The sequence below is a fragment of the Bacillus sp. B15-48 genome, from assembly GCF_016879755.1.
Lineage (GTDB): Bacteria > Bacillota > Bacilli > Bacillales > Cytobacillaceae > Mesobacillus_B.
This window is the reverse complement of the sequence record NZ_WOFU01000012.1, coordinates 50,358-70,203: the sequence shown is the minus strand read 5'-3', so window position 1 is coordinate 70,203 and position 19,846 is coordinate 50,358. Positions and strand designations below refer to the sequence as shown.

Here is a 19,846-nt window from a genome sequence, read left to right as displayed (position 1 = left end):
GCCTTCAAGTCCTCCGCACGGTTCCTCACGGATACGCACTACCTGTCGGCTATACACTTCCGCCACCAAAACGGTGTGTTCGGGACTTTCACCCGTTAGTCCGATGCGCTGCCAAGCGCACAAAAGCCATGAAAACACACTGTTTTCATGGCTTTTTCAAGATTTACAGATAAAGTGAAACTTCAATCAGTGGGGGTTTTCTTCATCCCCCACTGATTGTTAGTCGCGCAGAGCCCGATTGATTTTTCTAAGGGCTGAAGCCCAAAGAAAAATCTTATCTCACCAATCGGGCGTTTACTGGCTGTTGATCGCCCACTTACAATTCTTATTACTTTCGAATTCTTCAAGTGGGGGTCTTACAGCCAGTTAACCTGCGATAAAATAGGGCTACTATTCTCGATTAGGAATTAGAAGGATTTTCCCATTGTTTTGTCCTTGTTTCTTATGTGCTTCAGCCGTTTTGCTGACCGGTATTCGCTCTGTGATAAAAGGTTTAACAAACCCTTCATCGACAAGTTTTGCAATCTCTGATAGATGTTGTGCATTCCGTTTTGAAGCCATGCGAATCGTCCTTACTCCAAGACGTTCAGCTTCTTGATTATCTGCAGCTTTAGCTGCAGATACAAGCATTCCACCTGGCTTTAGAAGCATCAACAGCTTATTTACCTCTGAAGACTGCGCTGGAGAAAGATTAAAAATCAAGTCAACCGACTCCTTCAACACTCTTTCGGGTGCTTCACTTTTATAATTGATTAATTCATCAATCCCAAGCTTGCGAAGAATGTCAAAGCTCCTCTCCGAAGCCGTACCAATTACGTAGGCTCCCTTCCACTTCGCTAACTGCACGGCGACCGAACCAACCCCTCCTGCTGCAGCTGTAATTAGTACACGTTGTCCTTTTTGCAGGTTTCCGTGTTCGAACAACCCTTGCCAAGCTGTGGAAGCAACTAGTGGCAAGGCAGCTGCATCTTGAAGAGGGATTGATTTTGGTGCGTGTGCAACCTCAGATGCCTCACAAGCGACATATTCAGCTGCCCCGCCATTCCGACTTCTATCGAGATAAGCATATACAGAATCCCCTACTCGAAAATTGTTAACTGAGTTCCCAACTTTCTCGACAACACCAGCTACATCTAAACCTAGTATATAGGGAAACTTCAACTTAAGCCCCGTTTGAAACAAACCGCTTCGAATCAAGGCATCTACTGGATTAAATGAGGTGGCAGCTACCTTAATTAAGACGTCACCATCATTAATCGACGGCACTTGAACTTCCTTATATTGAATGACTTCAGGTCCACCATATTGATGAATTACGCTAGCTTTCATTGATCAACACTCCTTTGAATTACCATTGTTAATTTATTCCATAGGGGTATCTATTTCTGATAAAGGACATTAATATGTACTTATTTTCCCTGAATTAATGATCACACCTCCCTTAAACATAGGATAATTGGATGATTATAATATAATCGAACAATGGCTATTTGTAAAGAAATATTCTGTATATTCTGTATATTTAGTTTTTTACTTTTTATGGATAGATATTCTCTCTGGGTATTACTAGGTTGGAGCCACTATTATTCTGAACCAGCATGATTATTTCAGCAATTAGATATTTGACTTTAAGTGATTACCTACAAATTCAAAAAAAGGCATATTGAGGCAGCTACAGCCGCTTAATATGCCTTTTCTCGTACAAAACTTCCGATTGTCCTCATTAGAACTGGCCCCGTGTTTCCCATGGATGGGATTGGTATGTGTTATTGTTTCAGCTAAAATCACTAAAAGTAATTTCTTCAGGTGTTTTCGGACTAATATCTAATTCAAATGGATTGTTTGAATGACAAACAGTTCTTTTCTACAAATTTATATGACAGCGGTTTCATTTTTTGGGTAATATCCCCAAGTTTAATTATGGCTTTTTATTTCTGATGAGAGATGGCTCTAACAATTTTTTTGAATTAATGCTATAACACTCTGCTCTTATCCGCTTTGGTTATCTTTGCGTTAATTTCTTTGACCACTTCTTCTGTTGTTGATACTTGGCAAAATTCATATGATAATACCGTAAGAGTGACTTTTTGAATTTCTTCTGCCGTAATTTCCCCCCATCCCATGTCTGGGTAATCCATTGCTGCATTCCCATCGCTTAGGAATATTACCTTATACTCACGATGGACCGCATCTCGTACTGTTGTCTCACAACAAACATTTGTAACAGTTCCACAGATTATAATAGTATCAATATCTCGTAAACGAAGAATAGCATCTAAATCGGTATTATGAAAACCGCTATAAAATAATTTTGATATTTTGATATCACTAGGCTCAACAGTCAATTGGTCAGTAATTTCTACATCATAGGTACCTGCCTTAAACTGTTCATCCGCTTTAGGGTACATGTCTTTAAAACGCCCTGTATCACTTCCATCGCCCCGTACAATATGGCTCAAATAAATTACCGGCATTCCTGCACGATGGGCTGCATCTGTTACATTTTTAACATTTTCCATAATATCCTGTGTACTTTCAACATATAAACTTCCATCAGGCTCACAAAATAAATTTTGCATATCAACAATAACTAGGGCCGTTCGCTTCAAATCGATTGGATATTTTACCTTTTGTTTTATAAACAATTCTTTCACTCCTAAAAAATTATTTATGATGCGATGGTAACTCTGGTGAAGATTCATGATAATTGGTGTTTTTCTTTTCAAGCCTTGGTCGTATAAGCATATTGACAACCGTATTTAACAAGATCAACAAGATTACACCAACAAGCATAGGTTGGGAAACAATACTATTTACAGAAGGTGACAACATAGCTAAAATTTCAGCTGGCAAGAACATTGTTCCTACAGAAATGATAAAAGCAGTTCCAGCAACCGCCAAATTAAGTTCGTCCCAGTTCACTTTACTCAGCATTTGAATTCCACTAAAAGTAATAATCCCAAATAAAACAGTTGATGCTCCTGCTAAAACGGCACCAGGGATAATTGCAATTAAAACCCCTATTTTAGGAATTAATCCCAAGATAATTGCAATGATTCCCGCAGTCATTACCACATATCGACTGCCAATCCCTGAAACACGAATGATTCCAATATTCTCAGGGTATGAGGTTGTTCCGATACCACCAAAAACGGATCCAATGGTAGTTCCTAAAAACTCACCAAACATTCCTCTATTTACTCGATTTTTTGTAAGTTTTTGTTTATCCCAATCAGTTAATAAAACATACATGCCCATTGCTTCTGCAGCTGCTTGTAAGTACGCAATCAGCATTAAAACAACAACCGGCCAAGAAACGTGAAAACCAAATGGATAGATTTCTGGTAAACTAAATAATGGTGCCTCGTTCACAGCAGTCATATTGAAACTGCCGAAAATCATATAAAAAATAGTCCCAATAACAATCCCCCAGAGCAATGCACCACGTCGAAGGAAGGAATTCCCCCCAAAAATCATTAATAATAAGATGGATAGAATGGTAATAATAGCCGTCAAAAAGTTCAAGGATGGATAGCCAGCTGTTCCAGCTTGACCAAACCAATTAGCCACCCCGATACTTGAGAGCTGGGCTCCAATGATTACCAATAGACTCCCGTAGACGATGGGGGGAGACATAAATTTAATACAGTGACCCATTATTCCCCATTTTCCAATTGGAATAGCTAAGCAAAGGAATATCAAGCCTGCAACTGTCATGGAACCATATGCTGTACCTAAACCTTGAGAAAGGCCAGTAACCATAATGGCTACGAAAAAGGCAGCTGTTGGACCCTGTACAACTGGTAGTTTTAACAATCTACCTGATTGCAAGATCGTAATAATTCCTGTCGTAATAAAGCAGGCTTGTACAATGTAGCCAATTGTACCAACATCGAGCCCTAATGCCGCACCTATCAAACCTGGGAATATCCAGATCCCTGTCAGAGCTAATATATGCTGAAACCCGTAAGTGATATTTTCCCCTAAGCTAAGCCTTTCTTCAATTCCAACCTTCAGCACCTTTTTTTCTGAGTTGCTTTCGTGTTCCACCTAAATCCCCCCTTTGGGAATAGTTAATTAACAACCTTAATGATTGTTTTTCCTACATTATTTGGACTTTCTACCCATTGGTGCGCAGATTCAATCTCTGATAAATAGAACTTTTTTCCAATATTCACCTTAAGCTTTCCTACTTCAAGCAACTCAAGCAAATGTTGAACCGTCAATCTAAGTTCCTCGATTGTTAAATTTTTCATACTAAATCCATGAATAGAGCGCCCACTTGCATTAAGCTGAGTTGTTTTAATATTGCCAACTTCTCCACCTGCATGACTAAAAACAACTAGTCTTCCCCGATTTGCTAGACAAGTTAAACCTAGCTCCAACGTTGGACCAGAAATGGAATCAAGAATCACATCCACTCCTTTCCCATCAGTCCATTCATTTATATTCCCTGCAAAGTTTTCCTCACGGTGATTGATGACCTTATCAACCCCATAACGTTTGGCTACTTCTACTTTCTCATTGCTTCCTACTGTTCCAATAACAGTTGAAGCTCCACGTAGTTTAGCTAGTTGAGCGGCTATTGTTCCTACACCACCAGCAGCTGCATGAATTAATACACTGTCACCTTCCTTAACAGCAGCAACATCCACAACGATATTATAAGCAGTAATCCCAGTAAGTAGGATACCGGCAGCCGTTTCAAAATCAATCGAGTCAGGTAAAAGAAATGTTTTCTCTGCATCCGCAACAACTTTTTCTGCATAGGACCCTGATGATGCTAACGCCATCACTCGTTGACCTACTTGTAACCCTTTAACCTTTGCGCCGACTTTTTCAATGATGCCGGCCACTTCTCTTCCAGGAATAAAAGGTACTTCTCTTTTGTAACCCGATAAACCTTGCCGTGACATCACATCAATATAATTCACACTTGTCGTCATACTTCGAATAACAACTTGATTCGGATTAGGTACAGGATCCAATACATTTTCCAAATGAAGAACTTCTGGACCTCCATTTCTTCTTACTAAAACTGCTTTCATAAACATCCTCCTCTTTTTAGATTGGAAGCCCAAGACCAAAACCATTCCATTGATCTAACGTTACGAGCGTATTAGTAATGTCAGTCCTTCTATGGCTCCCTTTGATTCAAAATCCAATGATTTTTTACAAACACATATCTATTTTTTCATTCATTTTACTTTTATTGAAATCTCACCATAGATATCAACCCGACGATCGTTTAAAACATGATTATAAGGATTCTGTTTTTTACGGCGAGCTTCTTCAAGATTTAAATCCGCGATTAATAATGCAGATTCTTCAGTACTTGCTGGACCAGCTACAGGCCATCCACGTGGACCAGCAATAATACTTCCCCCAAGAAAATGGCTACCTGTATTTGAGCCATAGGTGTTCGCACATGCAATATACATACGATTCATGCTTGCATGTGCCATCGCACAGTAAGCTTGAATCGATGCTCTATTATTGTCCCATTTCTGACCTTGTGGCATGACCCATGCCGTTGGAACACAGACAATATCGGTTCCTTGTAGTGCCAACATTCTAATAGCTTCAGGGAATCGAAGGTCATAACAGATTAAGATTGATATTTTCCCCCAGCCCAAGTCGAATACTGGAAAACCATTATTACCCTGGGAAAATATCACATTTTCTTCGCTGAATAAATGAGCTTTGCGATAGACACCAATATAACCTTTAGGTCCGACCAGAACAGCAGAATTGTAAATTTTATCCCCGTCTGCTTCACATAGACCACCAACGATATACATATCATTCTCCATTGCAAAGTTTTTCCAGCTATTAACGGACTTCCCATCGACTGGTTCGGCCACTTCCCTTGCTAATTCAGGTGTTAAATCATAGCCGCTCTGACAGAGCTCCGGCAACACTGCTAATTTGACACCTCGATCCGCCGCCTGTTGTAAAAATAAGAGTGATTGATTTATATTATTAGTTATATCTCCGGGTACGGACTGAAATTGTAACACAGCTGTTCTCACTGTCGTCATGATTAATCCTCCTCAACAAAGAGATCCATAATGGCCTTATAAACTATTAGGCCCTCTTCATTCCTTGCCTTTACAAGAATTTCTCCTTTTTCATCCATCACTAACCCGTCCTATTCTCTATAGGTGAAGGGGCATCCACATTGCCCCTTATTTGTGTTTAACTAAAATGGATTTGTTTTCTTTCCGTTTCCCAGTTAGTTAAAACTGCCATTACCTTTACCTAAACCTTTCTATTTCGGTGGGGTGATATCAATTCCACATGCTTTAAGCAAATTATAGTCTGGCGGACATGGTCCACCTACGCTAACCATCTTCTCCTTCCCTGTAGAGATAATTGTGTGTTTAATCCCTACTGGAATATGAACAGCACAGCCGGCTTGAATAGGAAATTCCTTGCCATTTGTATAATCAACGGCTATCCCTTCACCCTCTAATATGAAAATGGTGTCCTCTGATTTAGGATGGGAGTGAGGCTGATTTTGTTCACCAGGTTCAAGTACCACATGATTGAAAGTCGCAGTACTTGCCCCGCTATGAGGCCCAATTACTAATCGGGCATCTTTCGAAATAATTGGTGTCATAACCACATCTTTCTCAATATCAAATACATGAATTGCCATCTATTTACATCCTCCCAGTTCTTTATACATCTAAAAAGGCAACAACTCGACAAGGACTTGCTTCTCCACCTTCGAAACGCCAAGGGAAGGCACCAATTAAACAACGTTTGTTCAAAACTTGTGGTGATGCATGATAAATAATCCCTCTCGTGGGAATTACTCTTCTGGATCAAGGCCTGTTTTCTCTCGGTATTCTTTTGCAATTTCAGGTTTTTTGTACCGGATGGATGTGTTCATTGGATGGTCAGCTGAGCCGCAGTCCACTCCAATCCAGCTTAGTTTCATATCAACAGCCCATTGTGCAAAACGCGGACTTGCTCCAGGATGCTTACAGAAGTAACGAATCTCATCTTCCTCTGGCTGACCGTTGTAGAACCGATGCCAACAGTATGGATTAACAGAATATCGCCTTCTTTTACATCCATCTTTTTGGTAATCATTTCAGGTTCAATGACAGTAAAATCTTCCACTTCATCACTGATATCGACAGTTACCCCTTCTCTTACTAATCTTTCAAGTGGAATACTGGCAATATCCTTTCCTCCAGATATTCCATGCATTTCAGCATCTAAATGAGTGCTGGTATGAAGCGGGGTCTCTATAAATTGACTAACAATTCCGTTCGTCGCATGCCTCTGAAAATAAGATATTTTTGGAGATGGATAATCCACTCACCCCGATGAATGCATATTAAATGGATGACTCAAGTCTACTAAACGCATGAACAAACACTCCTATTCTATCTAAATACGATTCATTTATTTTGATTCACAATCAGAGTTATAAAGATTTTCATCAGGTGGGCATGGTCCGCCAATACATACTAGAGTAGTTCCAGTTCCAGCTTCTAGTACATAACGTGTTCCAGCATCCAAAAGAATCATTTTCCCTTTATTAATTTCAAATTCCTCACCCGACTCCTTATCGACCACTTTTCCTGTACCTTGTCTTATAAAATAAGCAGCTTCTCCATCGGGATGATATAATTCCTTTGTTTTATGTGAAGCATTAATTTCAATATAATTCATTGTTCTGTATATAGAACCCATTCCTGGCCAAACAACAGCTCTTGCCCTACATCCAATACCGATATCAAATTCCTTTGCCTCTTCCAACGGTTGTATAGAAATATTCATATGACTTCACCCCCTAACTCTTAATTTAAAGTCTATTAAATTTAGAATATTCTGTAAAATACACGTATTTAATCACTTCATTCAAATATTGAATGACCGTTATCATCAAAAGATTTAGTTCATCATGATCTCTTTCTCCATTTATTACCCTCCGATGAAAAAATGTATTATCAAAACTAAAAGAAATATGCTACAACATAAGATGACTGATGACAAAAATTACAATATTAAAATTTCTATCCATTAAACATTTCTGTTTTCTGTATATTCTGACTTTTAATATTGAAAAAAGGTTAACCCTAAACTATAATGTAGATTATAACTGAGAAAAATCACCCCTTTGCAAGGAGCGTGGTTATTATTGGCCTTTAAAACAGTACCCCGCAGAAAATTAGTAGATGACGTTCTTGATCAAATACAATTTCAAATTAACTCTGGTCATTACAAAATTGGAGATAAGCTGCCTTCCGAAGGAGAACTCATGAAGCTTTTTGGGGTTGGACGTTCAACAATCAGGGAAGCGGTAAAAATTTTAGTTCATGCCGGCGTATTGTTCGTACGTCAAGGGGACGGAACTTATATTCAGTCCGTTTCTATGGAACTTGACCCATTGAAACAAACTCTAATCCCTCGAAATTATAAACAAATTCTCGAAGTACGCCGTATTCTCGAAGTCGAGATGGCAGGTCTATCTGCGGAGCGCCGGACAAAAGAAGACCTTATGGAAATGCGTGCCTTTTTGGATCAACGGAATGAAGCTTTACAAGGTGGAAGGTATTCAGACTATGTGGAAGCGGATATCGCGTTCCACCTTAGCATCGCTAAAGCAAGTCGTAATGAGGTTGCTTTAGAATTGTACAAGATGATAACCGAAACTTTAAAAGAAATGTTAAGTCAATTAATTTTGAATACTGACCAATATAAAGACAATACGATGTATCACGAAGAAATCTATTCTGCAATCGAGGCCAAAAATAGCAGCGAAGCTAAAAGACTCACTACTCAAAACCTTCTTGAGATGGAGAAAGCTCGTGGACCTATCGATTAAACATCTGATGTTTTTTTACCTAAACATCAGATGATATGCTGTATTAATATCACCCTCTAGAATATTTGCCTTAATAAAATGGAATTTGATTTGTTCTGTTGGTTTCAAACAAAGGAGGTTAAAGATATGAATATAAACTTTAATCATTTAGAAACTTTTTTAGCCGTGTATGAATATGAAAATTTCACTTTAGCCGCAAGGCACCTTTATATCCCACAACCTACCTTAACGAATCGAGTAAATCTTTTAGAGAAAGAATTAGGTTTTGACATTTTTGAACGATCTGATAAAGGAAAAAGAACCGTAAAGTTGTCAAAGGCTGGAAAAATGTTCCTTCCTTACGCTAAACAAGTTGTTGAAACCTTTTACTCAGTACAAAAGAGAATAACAGCACAAATACCTCCAGAAAAAGAAATAAAGATTGGCACCTCCATTACATTAAACAATCCTATGATTACACAGAAAATTGACGAGTTGATTTCAGCAGAAAAGAATCTTAATATAAACTTAATGTACATTGGCGCTTGTAGTATTTATGAATCACTGTTAAAAAAGAAGATTGACTTAGCGATTGTGCTGGAGCCGTTAGAGGAGAGGAGTTTTACTCATTTCCCAATCACAACTGAAGATTTTCACCTTTTTATCTCCCCTAATCATGACCTAGCAAAGAATTCAACTTTGGAAAATATCTCCTCTTTAGAAGGACAGAAAATGATTTACTATAAGCCCTTTGAAACCAAGTTAAAGGTGTCCCAAATATCATCCATTCACTTTAGAAGATCAGTCGTTTCTAATCAATTAGAATTTGTTAAAAATCTCCTTTTTAAAAACATGGGGATATCTTTTTTACCAGAAATGACATTCAATGTCGAAATAAATAAAGGCGATTTGGTACAATTGCCTTTAAGAAAAAGTGAATTTAATTTTGAAAGTATATCGTATTACATAGCTTATAGGAAGGAAGAGGAATATTACAAAGATTTCTTTATAAAACCGGATTTCTCCCTTGCCCAATTTATTAATAAAGACATCAAATTATTTAATGAAGACCAAAAAACAGCTTTAGAAATAATAGGTTAACAGTGGATTTTTAAAAATAGTGAATGACCTCTACTTAACAGCTTTTCGAGTTGTCTGAAGTAGGGGTCATTCACTATTAAATCCTTCATCACCTAAAAAGATTATTTTGACCGTTCCAATTTCTCTTTTAATACATACACGCTAGATGTTATCATGTTGAACACCTTTTGGAGGTACCTATGATTGGAAAATGGCTAACCGTTAACGTCCTTACCGTTTTAATGATTCTCATATGGAGTCATATTCAAGGTTATGAATCAAACTACGTACTTCTTGGCAAACTTCTGGCGCAAGTTGCTTTTATCCTATTTTTAATCAACATAAATATGTACTTCGTTTTTTTGCTTATTCGTAAAAGTAAAATCAGGGAAGTGAAAGTAAAGCTAGCGAAAATTTCGAAACGAATGATGAAATATCATATGCCGATTGCGATTACCGCAACCGGGCTTATTCTCTTACATACAGGAATTATGACCGATGCTTATTGGGGAACTCTCATCACCATGAAAATATTTAGTGGCTATCTTGTTTTTTGCGATTTTAGCAATTTTATTATTCAGTTTCATACAGTATGGCATTTATCTTTTTTTCTTCAATATTATCCATATCTTTTTATAACCATAAACTTCTAATAAATTCAATGTTACAAGTTTTTTCAGTATTTAAAGAAAAACAGAGGACCGGTATTGCTTCCAATAAAGAACAACATTAAACAATTCATAGATATAAGAGCTGACAATCATTTTTATCAGCCCTCTTATTTTCGTTTTTGTACAAGTTTTTGGTAATCAACCGCATGTGGCGGTTCCTTCAACCATTCATTTTTTATATCATACGTTTTGTTAGCATAACTTTTATTGCAAATATCATGTAATTCAACAGTCAAGTTTGTACTCAGAATCCCCCTTATCGGTAGGCAATCCAAAATATAGAAGATAAATCGTCATTTACTCGATAATCACCCATTTAAAAGAAGTCATCAAGAACTCCAAGACTGTTCAAGTGCAGCATGTTTACCTGCAACCCTTCCAAAAGCGATACATTCAGCTAAATTCCCTCCACCTTGGTAAGCAAATTGAAAGACTGAGGAAATCTCACCTGCAGCATACAAACGTGGAATAGGCTGTTCACGCCAATTAAGCACCTGTCTTTTAGCATTTGACATGATTCCTCCTTTTGTATTGGGGCCGCCAGCATATAAGGGCAGGGCATAAAAGGGAGGTTTTTCAATACGGCCTAGCGAATCGCTTTCTCTATTAAACTCTTTATCAACACCTAAGTCACATGAAACATTATAAGTTTGGACGCTATGAACTAAAATTTCCGGTGTCATTAATCGGCGGTTTTCTGGATGGCAATTAATTTTTTCTGCAAGTTCTTCTAGCGTATGACCATTTAATATCCAACCTCTTTTAACAGCATCGAGATTATCGTCCGTCCATGGAATATCGACATAATCGGTAAATGCTTTCCTAACAATTGGTCCACTTTGCATCTTTACGGACAGTTTGATCCCTTAATCATTCTCATTCTAGGTCTTTTGTTAGGGGGCTTATTGTCTGTTGAGATGGGATAAAATGCAAATAAAAGCTAGATTTTAATTAAAGATATTAGTTACTAAAAATTTGTTTTCATAAAATGCCCAGTTAACTCTCGATCCGTTAACGGTTTTACGATTTCCACACATCTACGAAGAGCAGCAAGGTCGATGCCTGTTTCAATTCCCATTTCATGAAGCATAAATACGACATCTTCTGTCGCGACATTCCCGGCAGCGCCTGGAGCAAATGGACAGCCCCCTAATCCGCCAACGGATGCATCAAAGTTTGTAACACCCGCTTCTAAGGCAGCAGTAATATTAGCTAAGGCAAAGCCGTACGTATCATGGAAATGCGCAGTTATGTTAGCCTTGGGCTGCAAACTGTTAACCTCTTGAAATAGATTATAGACTTGTTTTGGATTAGCACGACCAATTGTGTCACAAATCACGATTTCATCCACGCCTAAAACATCCACTTTTTTTACCATTTCCAATACGATATGGGAATCAACTTTTCCTTCAAACGGACACCAGAATGAAGTGGCTATATTGTAGCGGATGAAATTCCCTTCCGCTTTAGACTTTGTAATGACTTCTACAAATTTGCGAATCGACTCTTCGCGACCCATTTTAACATTTTTCTTATTAAAGGTCTCACTTGCACCTACAACGAGTGAAAGTGCCTTAACTCCATTTTCCTTTGCACGTTCATACCCTTTATCATTTGGAATTAGTGCCATATATTGAATATCAGGAACTTGTTCAATCGTACGTAGAACCTCGGTAGCATCCTTCATTTGTGGAACATAGCCCGGGTGCACAAATGAAGTGGCTTCAATTCTTTTAATTCCAGTACTATTCAACGCGTTAATCAAGGCTACTTTTTTTTCAGTCGGGATAAAGTTTGTTTCATTTTGCAGCCCATCTCTTGGACCAACCTCAATAATTTCCACCTTTAAAGGCAGATTCATAGAGTCACCTCCTTTCCATCACTATTTGTTCAATAACCTTTTTGCCAAATAAGCCTCTAATCCTCCTAGTTCAACCATTTCTATTAAATGTGGAGGCAGCTTAGTTCCGCTATATTCTGACTTTTGTGTATGATTGATGATTTTCCCTGCTAGTAAGTCCACTTCAAGTTCGTCACCCTCTTGAACCAACATCGTTTCTTTCATTTCTATCACCGGCAGACCGACATTTATAGAATTTCGGTAAAAGATTCGTGCAAAAGACGAGGCGATAATTCCCCCTATCTTAAGGTGTTTTAACACCATTTGTGCCGTTTCTCGGCTTGAACCTGAGCCAAAGTTGCTACCAGCAACCAATAAATCGCCCGGCTGAACTTTTTTAGAAAAATCAGGATCAATAGCACTCATTGCATGCTCTGCCTGCTTCTCTACCGGTAAGCTCATGTATTGGCCTGGTGAAATAATGTCGGTATTGATATTATTACCGTATTTCCACACACGCCCACGTAAAATAACGGCCATCAATATACCCCCTTTAGTAGATATTTCCGTGGATCGGTAATTTTCCCCGTTAACGCAGTTGCCGCAACTGTAGCAGGAGAACCTAAATACACTTCTCCATCAGGGCTGCCCATTCGACCTTTGAAATTACGGTTGGAGGAAGACATAACAACTTCCCCTGCTCCAATAACCCCGCTAGTGAATCCTCCACAAGCACCACATGAAGGCATGTTCACAATACAGCCTGCATCTGTAAGAACAGTTAATATTCCCTCTTTATTGGCCTGCATCCAGATATGCTGTGATGCTGGAACAACTAAACAACGGATGTTCTTTGCTATTTTTTTCCCTTTCATGATTCCAGCCGCAATCCTAAGATCACTTAAACGCCCATTCGTACAAGAGCCTAAATAAACTTGATCAACTGTAGTTCCCTCAACCACGCTCACCTCATGGACATTATCAATTTCATGAGGACAAGCGACTTGAGGCTCCATTTCAGAGACATTATAATGTAACACTCTTGAATAAACAGCATCTGGGTCACTGGAGATTAGGTCTATTTCATCGGTAACACCCCTAGAGCGTAAATAATTAATGACTTTCTCATCCGGTTCAATCAATCCTGTCTTTGCTCCCGCTTCGACCGCCATATTAGAAAGTACAAGTCGTTCATCCATAGATAAATCTTTAATCGCTGAACCAGAAAATTCAAGCGTTTGATAGGTTGCCCCGGCATGCCCTAAGTCCTTAATCGTTCGCAGAATTAAGTCTTTTGCATAAACCCCCTTTGGAAGCTCGCCATCCCAAACAATCTTAATCGTTTCTGGAACCTTTAACCAAGTTTCACCGGTCAAAAGGACACCAACCATTTCGGTTGAACCGATTCCAGTCGCAAACGCACCTAAGGCTCCAGCCATACAAGTATGCGAATCGGTGCCAAGAATCACCCTACCTGGTCGGACATGGCCGTGTTCAGCAATTACTTGATGACATGGGCCTTCAAATTCATAATAATAATGGAGATCTTGCTTCCTAGCCCAATCACGGGTGTACTTTAAAATATCTGCTTGCTGTACTGTTGCGGGTGGAGTACAGTGATCCGAAACAACCACCACTTTTTCCTTATCAAACAACTTTCCTCCTAAACGAGTGAATGCTTTATCTACCAACCATGGTCCTAATAAATCATGCATCATGGCAATGTCAACGTTTACCCAGACTATATCGCCTGCTTTCACTTCTGATTTACCTGAAGCTTTAGCAAGTATTTTTTCGGACATAGTCATTCCCATATCCACTCCCCCTTTCGGAAAACTTTAAAGATGATAAAATCAGCGATGTTTGCATATAGAAGTTAGTATGCTGTCGACAGTTTTGTTTTTTAAAAAGTACTCTTACTTTTATGGAAAGAATTCGCTTATCTTTCTATTTGTTTAGTTTGAATTCTTTCTTATCTGTCTGACCAATTATTCCTTTATCTACCAAAGACTGGATCTCTTCTTCGCTAAATTTCAATAATTCTTGTAGAACTTCCCCGTTGTGTTCCCCAAGTTTTGGTCCGTTCCACTCAATATCTCCAGGGGTTTCACTCATTTTCGGAACAATGCCCGGGACCTTTAGTTTTCCAAGCCCTTCAATCGGGACTTCTCTGATCATCTCTCGCGCTTGATAATGAGGATCTTCTACAATATCTTTAATAGAATAAATGGATCCAGCAGGAACTTTTGCAGCATCTAGTTTTTCTAATACTTCATCAAGGTTTAAACTATTTGTCCAGTTTTCAATGGTTGTATCTAATAGTTCCGCATGTTCTGATCGTTTTGCATTATTTGCAAATCGAGAATCATCCGCAAATTCTGGTTGTCCAATAATTTTCATTAATCGTTTAAAAATCCCATCCCCATTTGCTCCGATCACGACATACTTGCCATCTTTACATAAATACGTATTTGATGGAGTAATTCCAGGTAAAGTGCTACCTGACCGTTCGCGGATAAATCCAGTTCGATCAAACTCTGGAAGCATGCTTTCCATGAAGCTGAAGACAGACTCGTATAAAGCGACATCCACAACCTGGCCCTGACCAGTACCTTTTACGTCTCGATGATAGATTGCCATAAATGCACCAATTACTGCGTACAGCGACGAGATTGAGTCACCTATGCTGATTCCAACTCTGGTTGGTGGGCGATCAGGATAGCCAGTTAAATATCGTAAGCCTCCCATTGCTTCGCCAATTGAACCAAAACCAGGTTTATCCTTATATGGTCCATCCTGTCCATACCCACTGACACGAACCATGATCAATCCAGGATTAATTTCTTTCAATTGTTCATAACCAATCCCCCATTTTTCCAAAGTACCTGGGCGGAAGTTTTCGATGATGATGTCGATTTCCTTAACTAATTTTTTGATAATTTCTTGGCCTTCTTCTTGTCTTAAATCGAGGGTAATCGATTTCTTATTACGAGCCTGTACATACCACCATAAACTAGTGCCATCTTCAACGATTCGCCACTTCCGAATCGGGTCCCCCTCAATTGGACTTTCTACCTTAATCACTTCTGCGCCAAATTCAGCAAACAGGCGGCCAGCTGACGGACCTGCTATCAATTGTCCCAATTCAAGAACTCTTAAACCTGCTAGTGCTTTCTCTTTCATTTGAATCCCTCCAAATCCTCCTATTTAGTCAATCACCACGCTATGACTAGTCTTTGCAACACTTTTTGTTGGCGGTCCATATGGCTTTATTGATTGATTGGTGTATTCGGTTAAATGCTTCGTTAAGTTTCCATGACCAAATTTTAATTTCCCGTTTTGTTTACAAAATTCGTGAAGACAATTGCCAAGAAAATGATGGATTTTTTTCTTCGCTCGATAATATTGGTCATTCCATGCTCATAAAACCAAGAATCAATCGTATTATAAATGCCACGATTAATACCAAATTGGTTCATGCAAAATCGAATAAATTGCAGATCTGGTAAATGGACATAATCACTTTGTTTTTTCACACTTTATCCCCCATATGTGAAGTTATACCTTTCCACCATTACTAGAGTGTAAAACAAATGGATACTAACCTATATTTATTTCAACAGCTTTTTAAAGCTTGAAATTTTCTCTGTCACATTTGAAAATTGTAAGAGCAATCGCACGAAATATAGGGAACGGGTAGTCAATGACAACAACCCGTCCCTTGGCTTTCTTCATTGTGGTTCTATTTCGCGAGGTACTCTTCCTAAAATGAACGCATTACCAAAGCGTTGGGCTTAAAACCTTGCTCACTGTCATGTTCGTTAATTGGACTAAATCTTCTCCGAACTGCTCCGCTTGAGTTCTAACCTTATCTCAATAAAAACTAGATTTTCACTTTTTAAGCAGAGGTCACGTCTTTTACCTTTACATTTCTAAACGTGCTCACAAGAGTATCTAAATCATAGCCTATCAAAATCGATTGCTGGTTCGTAATTACCGGTGTAATGACAAGCGAAGGCATTTCCGCGACTAGATCACAAATCTCTTCTTCCGACAATTCCCCACTATGGATTTTTTCGATATACGGTCTTTCGGTATGTCTTTGCGGATTAATCATAGAAAATGAAAAGACATCTGGATAAACTAAATTCTTTGCTCCCCCAGGCATTAAATTCGCTAATCTAACAATTTCTTCTCTAGTTAAGTCATAAACACTCAGACTTTCAAACGGAATCCCATTATTCTTTAACCATGCTTTTGCGATATCAGACGATGGATTACCAGACTTTCCATATAAAATCCATTGATCCATTCTTATTCCCTCCATTTCGATAAATGCTCTTTTTGATCTTTTGCCTTCTTTTAAACACTTACTGCATCTGTTTGTTCTTCAGAAACAGATTCTTTTTGAACTGGTTTGCGTACTCCAGCTTGCTCTAATAATGGCAAAACATTGTCATTGAAGTATGGCATTTCTTCCATATAATCCAAGAAAGAAACAAGAGTTCCAGAAATCCCCGTCTTAGAAAGCTTGATCATCTCTTCAGCTACTTGTTCTGGAGTTCCAACTAATGGCCAGCCGCCCCAACCACCAATAAAGTTCTCTCTTGCTTTTGTTAAAAAGTCAATAGAGTTAGACGATGATTCAATTCCGAACATGTCACAAATAATGTTCGCAACTTCCCAATCGCCCTGTTCACGGACGTAATAATTGTAGAATTCTTTTGCTTCTTTTTCAGTTGGACGACAGACAACGAAGCCTGTGGTGAATGTATTAATTTCTCTTTTGTATTGATCCCAAGCCAATTTTTTCATATATTGAGTCCACTCTTTGCCATGTTCCATCGATTCAATATAACCAAAGTTGAAATCTGTGAATCGTGCTGAGAATTCACGCCCTTTTTTCGATGTTCCCGCACTAATTAAAACAGGTCGTGGGCTTTGCGATGGTTTAGGCTCTTGCCAGCCATCCTTTACTTGGAAGAATTCGCCTTGATGATCGAAGAATTGCTCGGACCATAAGCGTAATACGACCTCCATCCATTCTGTCGCATATTCATAGCCTTTATCGTGTTCCATTTTCTTTCCGGAGAACATATCCATTTCTTTCGGGAACCAGCCTGTTACCGTGTTTAAACCGATGCGCCCTTTTGAGATTTCATCAATTGTTGAAAGCATTTTGGAAGCAACAATTGGATGCATTGTTGGAACATGGGAAGTACAAAAAAGATAGATCTTCTCTGTCACTGCAGCCATTGCCGCTGCCCAAGTATAGGTTTCCATACAGTTCCCGTTGAAATTACTGGCACCGCCAAAGCCACGCCAGCGGGCAACCGGCACAATGCACTCATAGCCAGCATCTTCCATCATTTTGGCGATCTTTACATTCGTATCGAAATCTGGCGTAAATGACGTATCCGCTAATGTCATTGAACAAGAGTTGCTCACGTTGGGACCAAAAATCCCTAATTTCAGCTGATTTTCATTGAACATTGGGTTACCAGCTTCTCTAAACACATCAAATCGACTCATTTTCATCAACCCCATCGAATTATTTTTTTATAAAGAACTTCAAACTAGCACTTTTAAGCTGTTGTAATATCTTTAACTTTGACAAAGCGGAATGTAGAGACCAATTTCTCGATGTCATATCCGATTAAAACAGTTTGACCATTTGTGATGATTGGGGAAATGATAAGTGCTGGATAAGTCGTAAGTAGATTTCTAATTTCCTCTTCTGCAAACTCTCCATTATGAATTTTCTCGATATATTCTAGTTCCGTCTTTTTCTGCGGATTAATCAACGAAAAAGAAAAGGTCGTTGGATAGACTAGGTCCTTCGCCCCATCAGGCAATAGATCAGCCAATTGAACAATTTCTTCTTTTGTAATTTGAAATATACTATAATTAGTGGAAGGAATTCCGTTATTTTTTAGCCACGCTTTCGCAATATCGGAAGCGGGATTTCCCGTTTTTCCATATAAAACCCATTTATCCATATCAATACCTCCAATAATTTTGAATTCATTCACAGCCATTAAAAATATAACTAGTCTGATGGCTGCTCATTATTAACCAGCTTCATACGAATTAGCGAATCGTTTCAACAGCTACAGCAGCTTCCTTAGATGCCAAACTGATTGTCTGTGATTGAATCTCCCTATTGTTAGCGCTTTCATATTGTGCAACTGGATTTCTTACTCCCGCCTGTTCAAGTAATGGTAAGACTGCTTCATTAAAATAAGGCATCTCTTGTAGGTAATCAACAAAGGAAAGAAGTGTTCCAGATACACCTGCTTTTGAAATATTGATCAGTTTTTCAGCAACTTGTTCTGGTGTTCCGACAAGGGCATATCCTCCCCAACCGGCAATGAAATTTTCTCTGAATTTTTTATTAAAATCAGCTGATTGAGAAGCTGTATCGATATTAAATAGTTCACAAATAATATCCGTTACTTCGTCATCACCTTTTTCCCTAACATAGTAGTTATAATAATCCCATGCTTCTTGTTCAGTTGGACGACAAACAACAAAGCTAGTTGTAAACGTATTAATTTCCCGCTTATACTCCTCCCAAGCCAGCTTTTTCATGGTTTGTGTCCATTCATTTGCCTGTTCATTTGATTCAATGAATGAGAAATGGAAATCAACATTTTTGGCTGCAAAATGCATTCCAGCTTTTGAAGATCCTGCATTGATTAGAACGGGACGTGGACTTTGACTTGGTTTTGGCTCCTGCCAGCCATCCTTGATCTCAAAGAACTCACCTTTATGATCGAAGAACTGCTCAGACCACATTTTCATAACGACATCAAGCCATTCTTGTGCAAACTCATAGCCTTTGTCATGCTCGAGCCTTTTACCGCCAAACATATCCATTTCCCTTGGAAACCAGCCATTTACCGTATTCAGACCAATTCTTCCTTTTGAGATCGTGTCAATCGTTGAAATCATTTTTGAAGCCACAATTGGATGAATCGTCGGTAAGTGGGAGGTACAGAAAAGATAAATTTTTTCAGTTACGGCCGCCATTGAAGCTGCCCATGTATAGGTTTCCATACATTGACCATTGAAGTTACTAGGGCCACCAAAACCACGCCATCTCGCTACCGGAACAATACACTCATATCCTGCTGCTTCCATCATTTTTGCGATTTTTTTATTGGTTTCAAAATTTGGCTTAAACGACGTTTCTGCGAGTGTCATTGCACAAGAATTGTTTACATTCGGACCAAAGATCCCTAATTTAAGTTTGTTATCATTAAACATTGGATTTCCAGCTTCTCTAAAAACATCAAATCGACTCATGCTCTTCCTCCTCATTTATCAAAAGAATCTACTATTCTCGGATCAATTCTTTCGCATTATTTCTACGGGAAAACTAGCAAACCTAATACGGTGCCACTAGCAATCCCGCAATGTTACAATCCA

Annotated in this window: 22 protein-coding genes; 3 read left to right on the top strand and 19 right to left on the bottom strand. The window is 38.7% G+C overall.

Features of this window, described 5'->3' with window-relative positions; genetic code table 11:
* Window positions 1–390: 390 nt before the first annotated feature.
* The 9 genes from GNT69_RS22705 to GNT69_RS22665 all read right to left on the bottom strand — a co-directional run bounded on the left by GNT69_RS22705 (window position 391) and on the right by GNT69_RS22665 (window position 7,797).
* Window positions 391–1,329, bottom strand: coding sequence for an NADP-dependent oxidoreductase (locus GNT69_RS22705; RefSeq protein WP_203557273.1), 939 nt, complete (start codon window positions 1,327–1,329; stop codon window positions 391–393).
* 644 nt (window positions 1,330–1,973) lie between these two features.
* The gene (locus tag GNT69_RS22700) at window positions 1,974–2,645 is read right to left on the bottom strand and encodes a cysteine hydrolase family protein (RefSeq protein ID WP_203557272.1); all 672 of its coding nucleotides are present in this window, start codon (window positions 2,643–2,645) and stop codon (window positions 1,974–1,976) included.
* Window positions 2,646–2,664: 19 nt separating this feature from the next.
* The gene (locus GNT69_RS22695) at window positions 2,665–4,050 is read right to left on the bottom strand and encodes a solute carrier family 23 protein (RefSeq protein ID WP_203557271.1); all 1,386 of its coding nucleotides are present in this window, start codon (window positions 4,048–4,050) and stop codon (window positions 2,665–2,667) included.
* A 23-nt stretch (window positions 4,051–4,073) separates the two neighbouring features.
* Window positions 4,074–5,048: a quinone oxidoreductase family protein gene (locus GNT69_RS22690; protein ID WP_203557270.1), complete on the bottom strand. Its 975-nt coding sequence runs from the start codon at window positions 5,046–5,048 to the stop codon at window positions 4,074–4,076.
* Window positions 5,049–5,198: 150 nt separating this feature from the next.
* Window positions 5,199–6,041 carry a nitrilase-related carbon-nitrogen hydrolase gene (locus GNT69_RS22685; protein ID WP_203557269.1) on the bottom strand — a complete coding sequence of 281 codons (843 nt, stop codon included), beginning with the start codon at window positions 6,039–6,041 and terminating at the stop codon, window positions 5,199–5,201.
* A 230-nt stretch (window positions 6,042–6,271) separates the two neighbouring features.
* The gene (locus GNT69_RS22680; RefSeq protein WP_203557268.1) at window positions 6,272–6,661 is read right to left on the bottom strand and encodes a cupin domain-containing protein; all 390 of its coding nucleotides are present in this window, start codon (window positions 6,659–6,661) and stop codon (window positions 6,272–6,274) included.
* 156 nt (window positions 6,662–6,817) lie between these two features.
* Window positions 6,818–7,006 (bottom strand): cyclase family protein, encoded by a 189-nt coding sequence (locus GNT69_RS25955; RefSeq protein ID WP_203557277.1) that lies wholly within the window; start codon window positions 7,004–7,006, stop codon window positions 6,818–6,820.
* Window positions 6,943–7,332 carry a cyclase family protein gene (locus tag GNT69_RS22670; protein ID WP_203557267.1) on the bottom strand — a complete coding sequence of 130 codons (390 nt, stop codon included), beginning with the start codon at window positions 7,330–7,332 and terminating at the stop codon, window positions 6,943–6,945. Before GNT69_RS22670 ends, GNT69_RS25955 begins: the two co-directional genes overlap by 64 nt.
* A gap of 87 nt (window positions 7,333–7,419) precedes the next feature.
* Window positions 7,420–7,797, bottom strand: coding sequence for an ectoine synthase (locus GNT69_RS22665; RefSeq protein WP_203557266.1), 378 nt, complete (start codon window positions 7,795–7,797; stop codon window positions 7,420–7,422).
* A gap of 361 nt (window positions 7,798–8,158) precedes the next feature.
* Here GNT69_RS22665 and GNT69_RS22660 point away from each other — a divergent pair, with 361 nt between their 5' ends.
* The 3 genes from GNT69_RS22660 (at window position 8,159) to GNT69_RS22650 (ending at window position 10,557) form a co-directional block, all read left to right on the top strand.
* Window positions 8,159–8,845 (top strand): FadR/GntR family transcriptional regulator, encoded by a 687-nt coding sequence (locus GNT69_RS22660; protein ID WP_203557265.1) that lies wholly within the window; start codon window positions 8,159–8,161, stop codon window positions 8,843–8,845.
* Between the two features lie 126 nt (window positions 8,846–8,971).
* Window positions 8,972–9,925 carry a LysR family transcriptional regulator gene (locus tag GNT69_RS22655; RefSeq protein WP_203557264.1) on the top strand — a complete coding sequence of 318 codons (954 nt, stop codon included), beginning with the start codon at window positions 8,972–8,974 and terminating at the stop codon, window positions 9,923–9,925.
* A 179-nt stretch (window positions 9,926–10,104) separates the two neighbouring features.
* Entirely contained in the window at window positions 10,105–10,557 is a 453-nt protein-coding gene (locus GNT69_RS22650) for a hypothetical protein (protein ID WP_203557263.1), read from the top strand.
* A gap of 347 nt (window positions 10,558–10,904) precedes the next feature.
* Here the strand turns inward: GNT69_RS22650 and GNT69_RS22645 are convergent, their stop codons facing one another.
* The 10 genes from GNT69_RS22645 to GNT69_RS22600 form a co-directional block, all read right to left on the bottom strand.
* Window positions 10,905–11,420, bottom strand: coding sequence for an FAD-binding protein (locus GNT69_RS22645; RefSeq protein WP_203557262.1), 516 nt, complete (start codon window positions 11,418–11,420; stop codon window positions 10,905–10,907).
* A 122-nt stretch (window positions 11,421–11,542) separates the two neighbouring features.
* The gene (locus GNT69_RS22640; protein ID WP_203557261.1) at window positions 11,543–12,436 is read right to left on the bottom strand and encodes a hydroxymethylglutaryl-CoA lyase; all 894 of its coding nucleotides are present in this window, start codon (window positions 12,434–12,436) and stop codon (window positions 11,543–11,545) included.
* Window positions 12,437–12,457: 21 nt separating this feature from the next.
* Entirely contained in the window at window positions 12,458–12,955 is a 498-nt protein-coding gene (locus tag GNT69_RS22635) for a LeuD/DmdB family oxidoreductase small subunit (protein ID WP_203557260.1), read from the bottom strand.
* On the bottom strand, window positions 12,955–14,229 hold the full coding sequence (locus tag GNT69_RS22630; protein ID WP_203557259.1) for a 3-isopropylmalate dehydratase large subunit: 1,275 nt from the start codon (window positions 14,227–14,229) through the stop codon (window positions 12,955–12,957). The genes GNT69_RS22635 and GNT69_RS22630 overlap by 1 nt, the downstream gene beginning before the upstream one ends.
* Window positions 14,230–14,362: 133 nt before the next feature.
* The gene (locus GNT69_RS22625; RefSeq protein ID WP_203557258.1) at window positions 14,363–15,598 is read right to left on the bottom strand and encodes a CaiB/BaiF CoA transferase family protein; all 1,236 of its coding nucleotides are present in this window, start codon (window positions 15,596–15,598) and stop codon (window positions 14,363–14,365) included.
* A gap of 143 nt (window positions 15,599–15,741) precedes the next feature.
* Entirely contained in the window at window positions 15,742–15,951 is a 210-nt protein-coding gene (locus GNT69_RS22620) for a hypothetical protein (RefSeq protein ID WP_203557257.1), read from the bottom strand.
* Between the two features lie 362 nt (window positions 15,952–16,313).
* Complete coding sequence (locus GNT69_RS22615) at window positions 16,314–16,727, bottom strand: thioredoxin domain-containing protein (RefSeq protein WP_203557256.1); 414 nt, start codon at window positions 16,725–16,727, stop codon at window positions 16,314–16,316.
* 50 nt (window positions 16,728–16,777) lie between these two features.
* Window positions 16,778–17,947, bottom strand: coding sequence for an LLM class flavin-dependent oxidoreductase (locus tag GNT69_RS22610; RefSeq protein WP_203557255.1), 1,170 nt, complete (start codon window positions 17,945–17,947; stop codon window positions 16,778–16,780).
* Between the two features lie 53 nt (window positions 17,948–18,000).
* Window positions 18,001–18,414 carry an arsenate reductase family protein gene (locus tag GNT69_RS22605; protein ID WP_203557254.1) on the bottom strand — a complete coding sequence of 138 codons (414 nt, stop codon included), beginning with the start codon at window positions 18,412–18,414 and terminating at the stop codon, window positions 18,001–18,003.
* Between the two features lie 91 nt (window positions 18,415–18,505).
* A complete protein-coding gene (locus GNT69_RS22600) occupies window positions 18,506–19,723 on the bottom strand; it encodes an LLM class flavin-dependent oxidoreductase (RefSeq protein WP_203557253.1) in 1,218 nt (405 codons plus the stop codon).
* Window positions 19,724–19,846 lie beyond the last annotated feature (123 nt).

What these genes read in the sequence shown, in the direction of transcription:
- GNT69_RS22645 (WP_203557262.1), bottom strand. Translation starts at nt 11,420, where the DNA reads ATGCAAAGTGGACCAATTGTTAGGAAAGCATTTACCGATTATGTCGAT.
- GNT69_RS22680 (WP_203557268.1), bottom strand. Translation starts at nt 6,661, where the DNA reads ATGGCAATTCATGTATTTGATATTGAGAAAGATGTGGTTATGACACCA.
- GNT69_RS22685 (WP_203557269.1), bottom strand. Translation starts at nt 6,041, where the DNA reads ATGACGACAGTGAGAACAGCTGTGTTACAATTTCAGTCCGTACCCGGA.
- GNT69_RS22665 (WP_203557266.1), bottom strand. Translation starts at nt 7,797, where the DNA reads ATGAATATTTCTATACAACCGTTGGAAGAGGCAAAGGAATTTGATATC.
- GNT69_RS22640 (WP_203557261.1), bottom strand. Translation starts at nt 12,436, where the DNA reads ATGAATCTGCCTTTAAAGGTGGAAATTATTGAGGTTGGTCCAAGAGAT.
- GNT69_RS22615 (WP_203557256.1), bottom strand. Translation starts at nt 16,727, where the DNA reads ATGGATCAATGGATTTTATATGGAAAGTCTGGTAATCCATCGTCTGAT.
- GNT69_RS22690 (WP_203557270.1), bottom strand. Translation starts at nt 5,048, where the DNA reads ATGAAAGCAGTTTTAGTAAGAAGAAATGGAGGTCCAGAAGTTCTTCAT.
- GNT69_RS22605 (WP_203557254.1), bottom strand. Translation starts at nt 18,414, where the DNA reads ATGGATAAATGGGTTTTATATGGAAAAACGGGAAATCCCGCTTCCGAT.
- GNT69_RS22705 (WP_203557273.1), bottom strand. Translation starts at nt 1,329, where the DNA reads ATGAAAGCTAGCGTAATTCATCAATATGGTGGACCTGAAGTCATTCAA.
- GNT69_RS22650 (WP_203557263.1), top strand. Translation starts at nt 10,105, where the DNA reads ATGATTGGAAAATGGCTAACCGTTAACGTCCTTACCGTTTTAATGATT.
- GNT69_RS22655 (WP_203557264.1), top strand. Translation starts at nt 8,972, where the DNA reads ATGAATATAAACTTTAATCATTTAGAAACTTTTTTAGCCGTGTATGAA.
- GNT69_RS22610 (WP_203557255.1), bottom strand. Translation starts at nt 17,947, where the DNA reads ATGAGTCGATTTGATGTGTTTAGAGAAGCTGGTAACCCAATGTTCAAT.
- GNT69_RS22630 (WP_203557259.1), bottom strand. Translation starts at nt 14,229, where the DNA reads ATGGGAATGACTATGTCCGAAAAAATACTTGCTAAAGCTTCAGGTAAA.
- GNT69_RS22600 (WP_203557253.1), bottom strand. Translation starts at nt 19,723, where the DNA reads ATGAGTCGATTTGATGTTTTTAGAGAAGCTGGAAATCCAATGTTTAAT.
- GNT69_RS22625 (WP_203557258.1), bottom strand. Translation starts at nt 15,598, where the DNA reads ATGAAAGAGAAAGCACTAGCAGGTTTAAGAGTTCTTGAATTGGGACAA.
- GNT69_RS22635 (WP_203557260.1), bottom strand. Translation starts at nt 12,955, where the DNA reads ATGGCCGTTATTTTACGTGGGCGTGTGTGGAAATACGGTAATAATATC.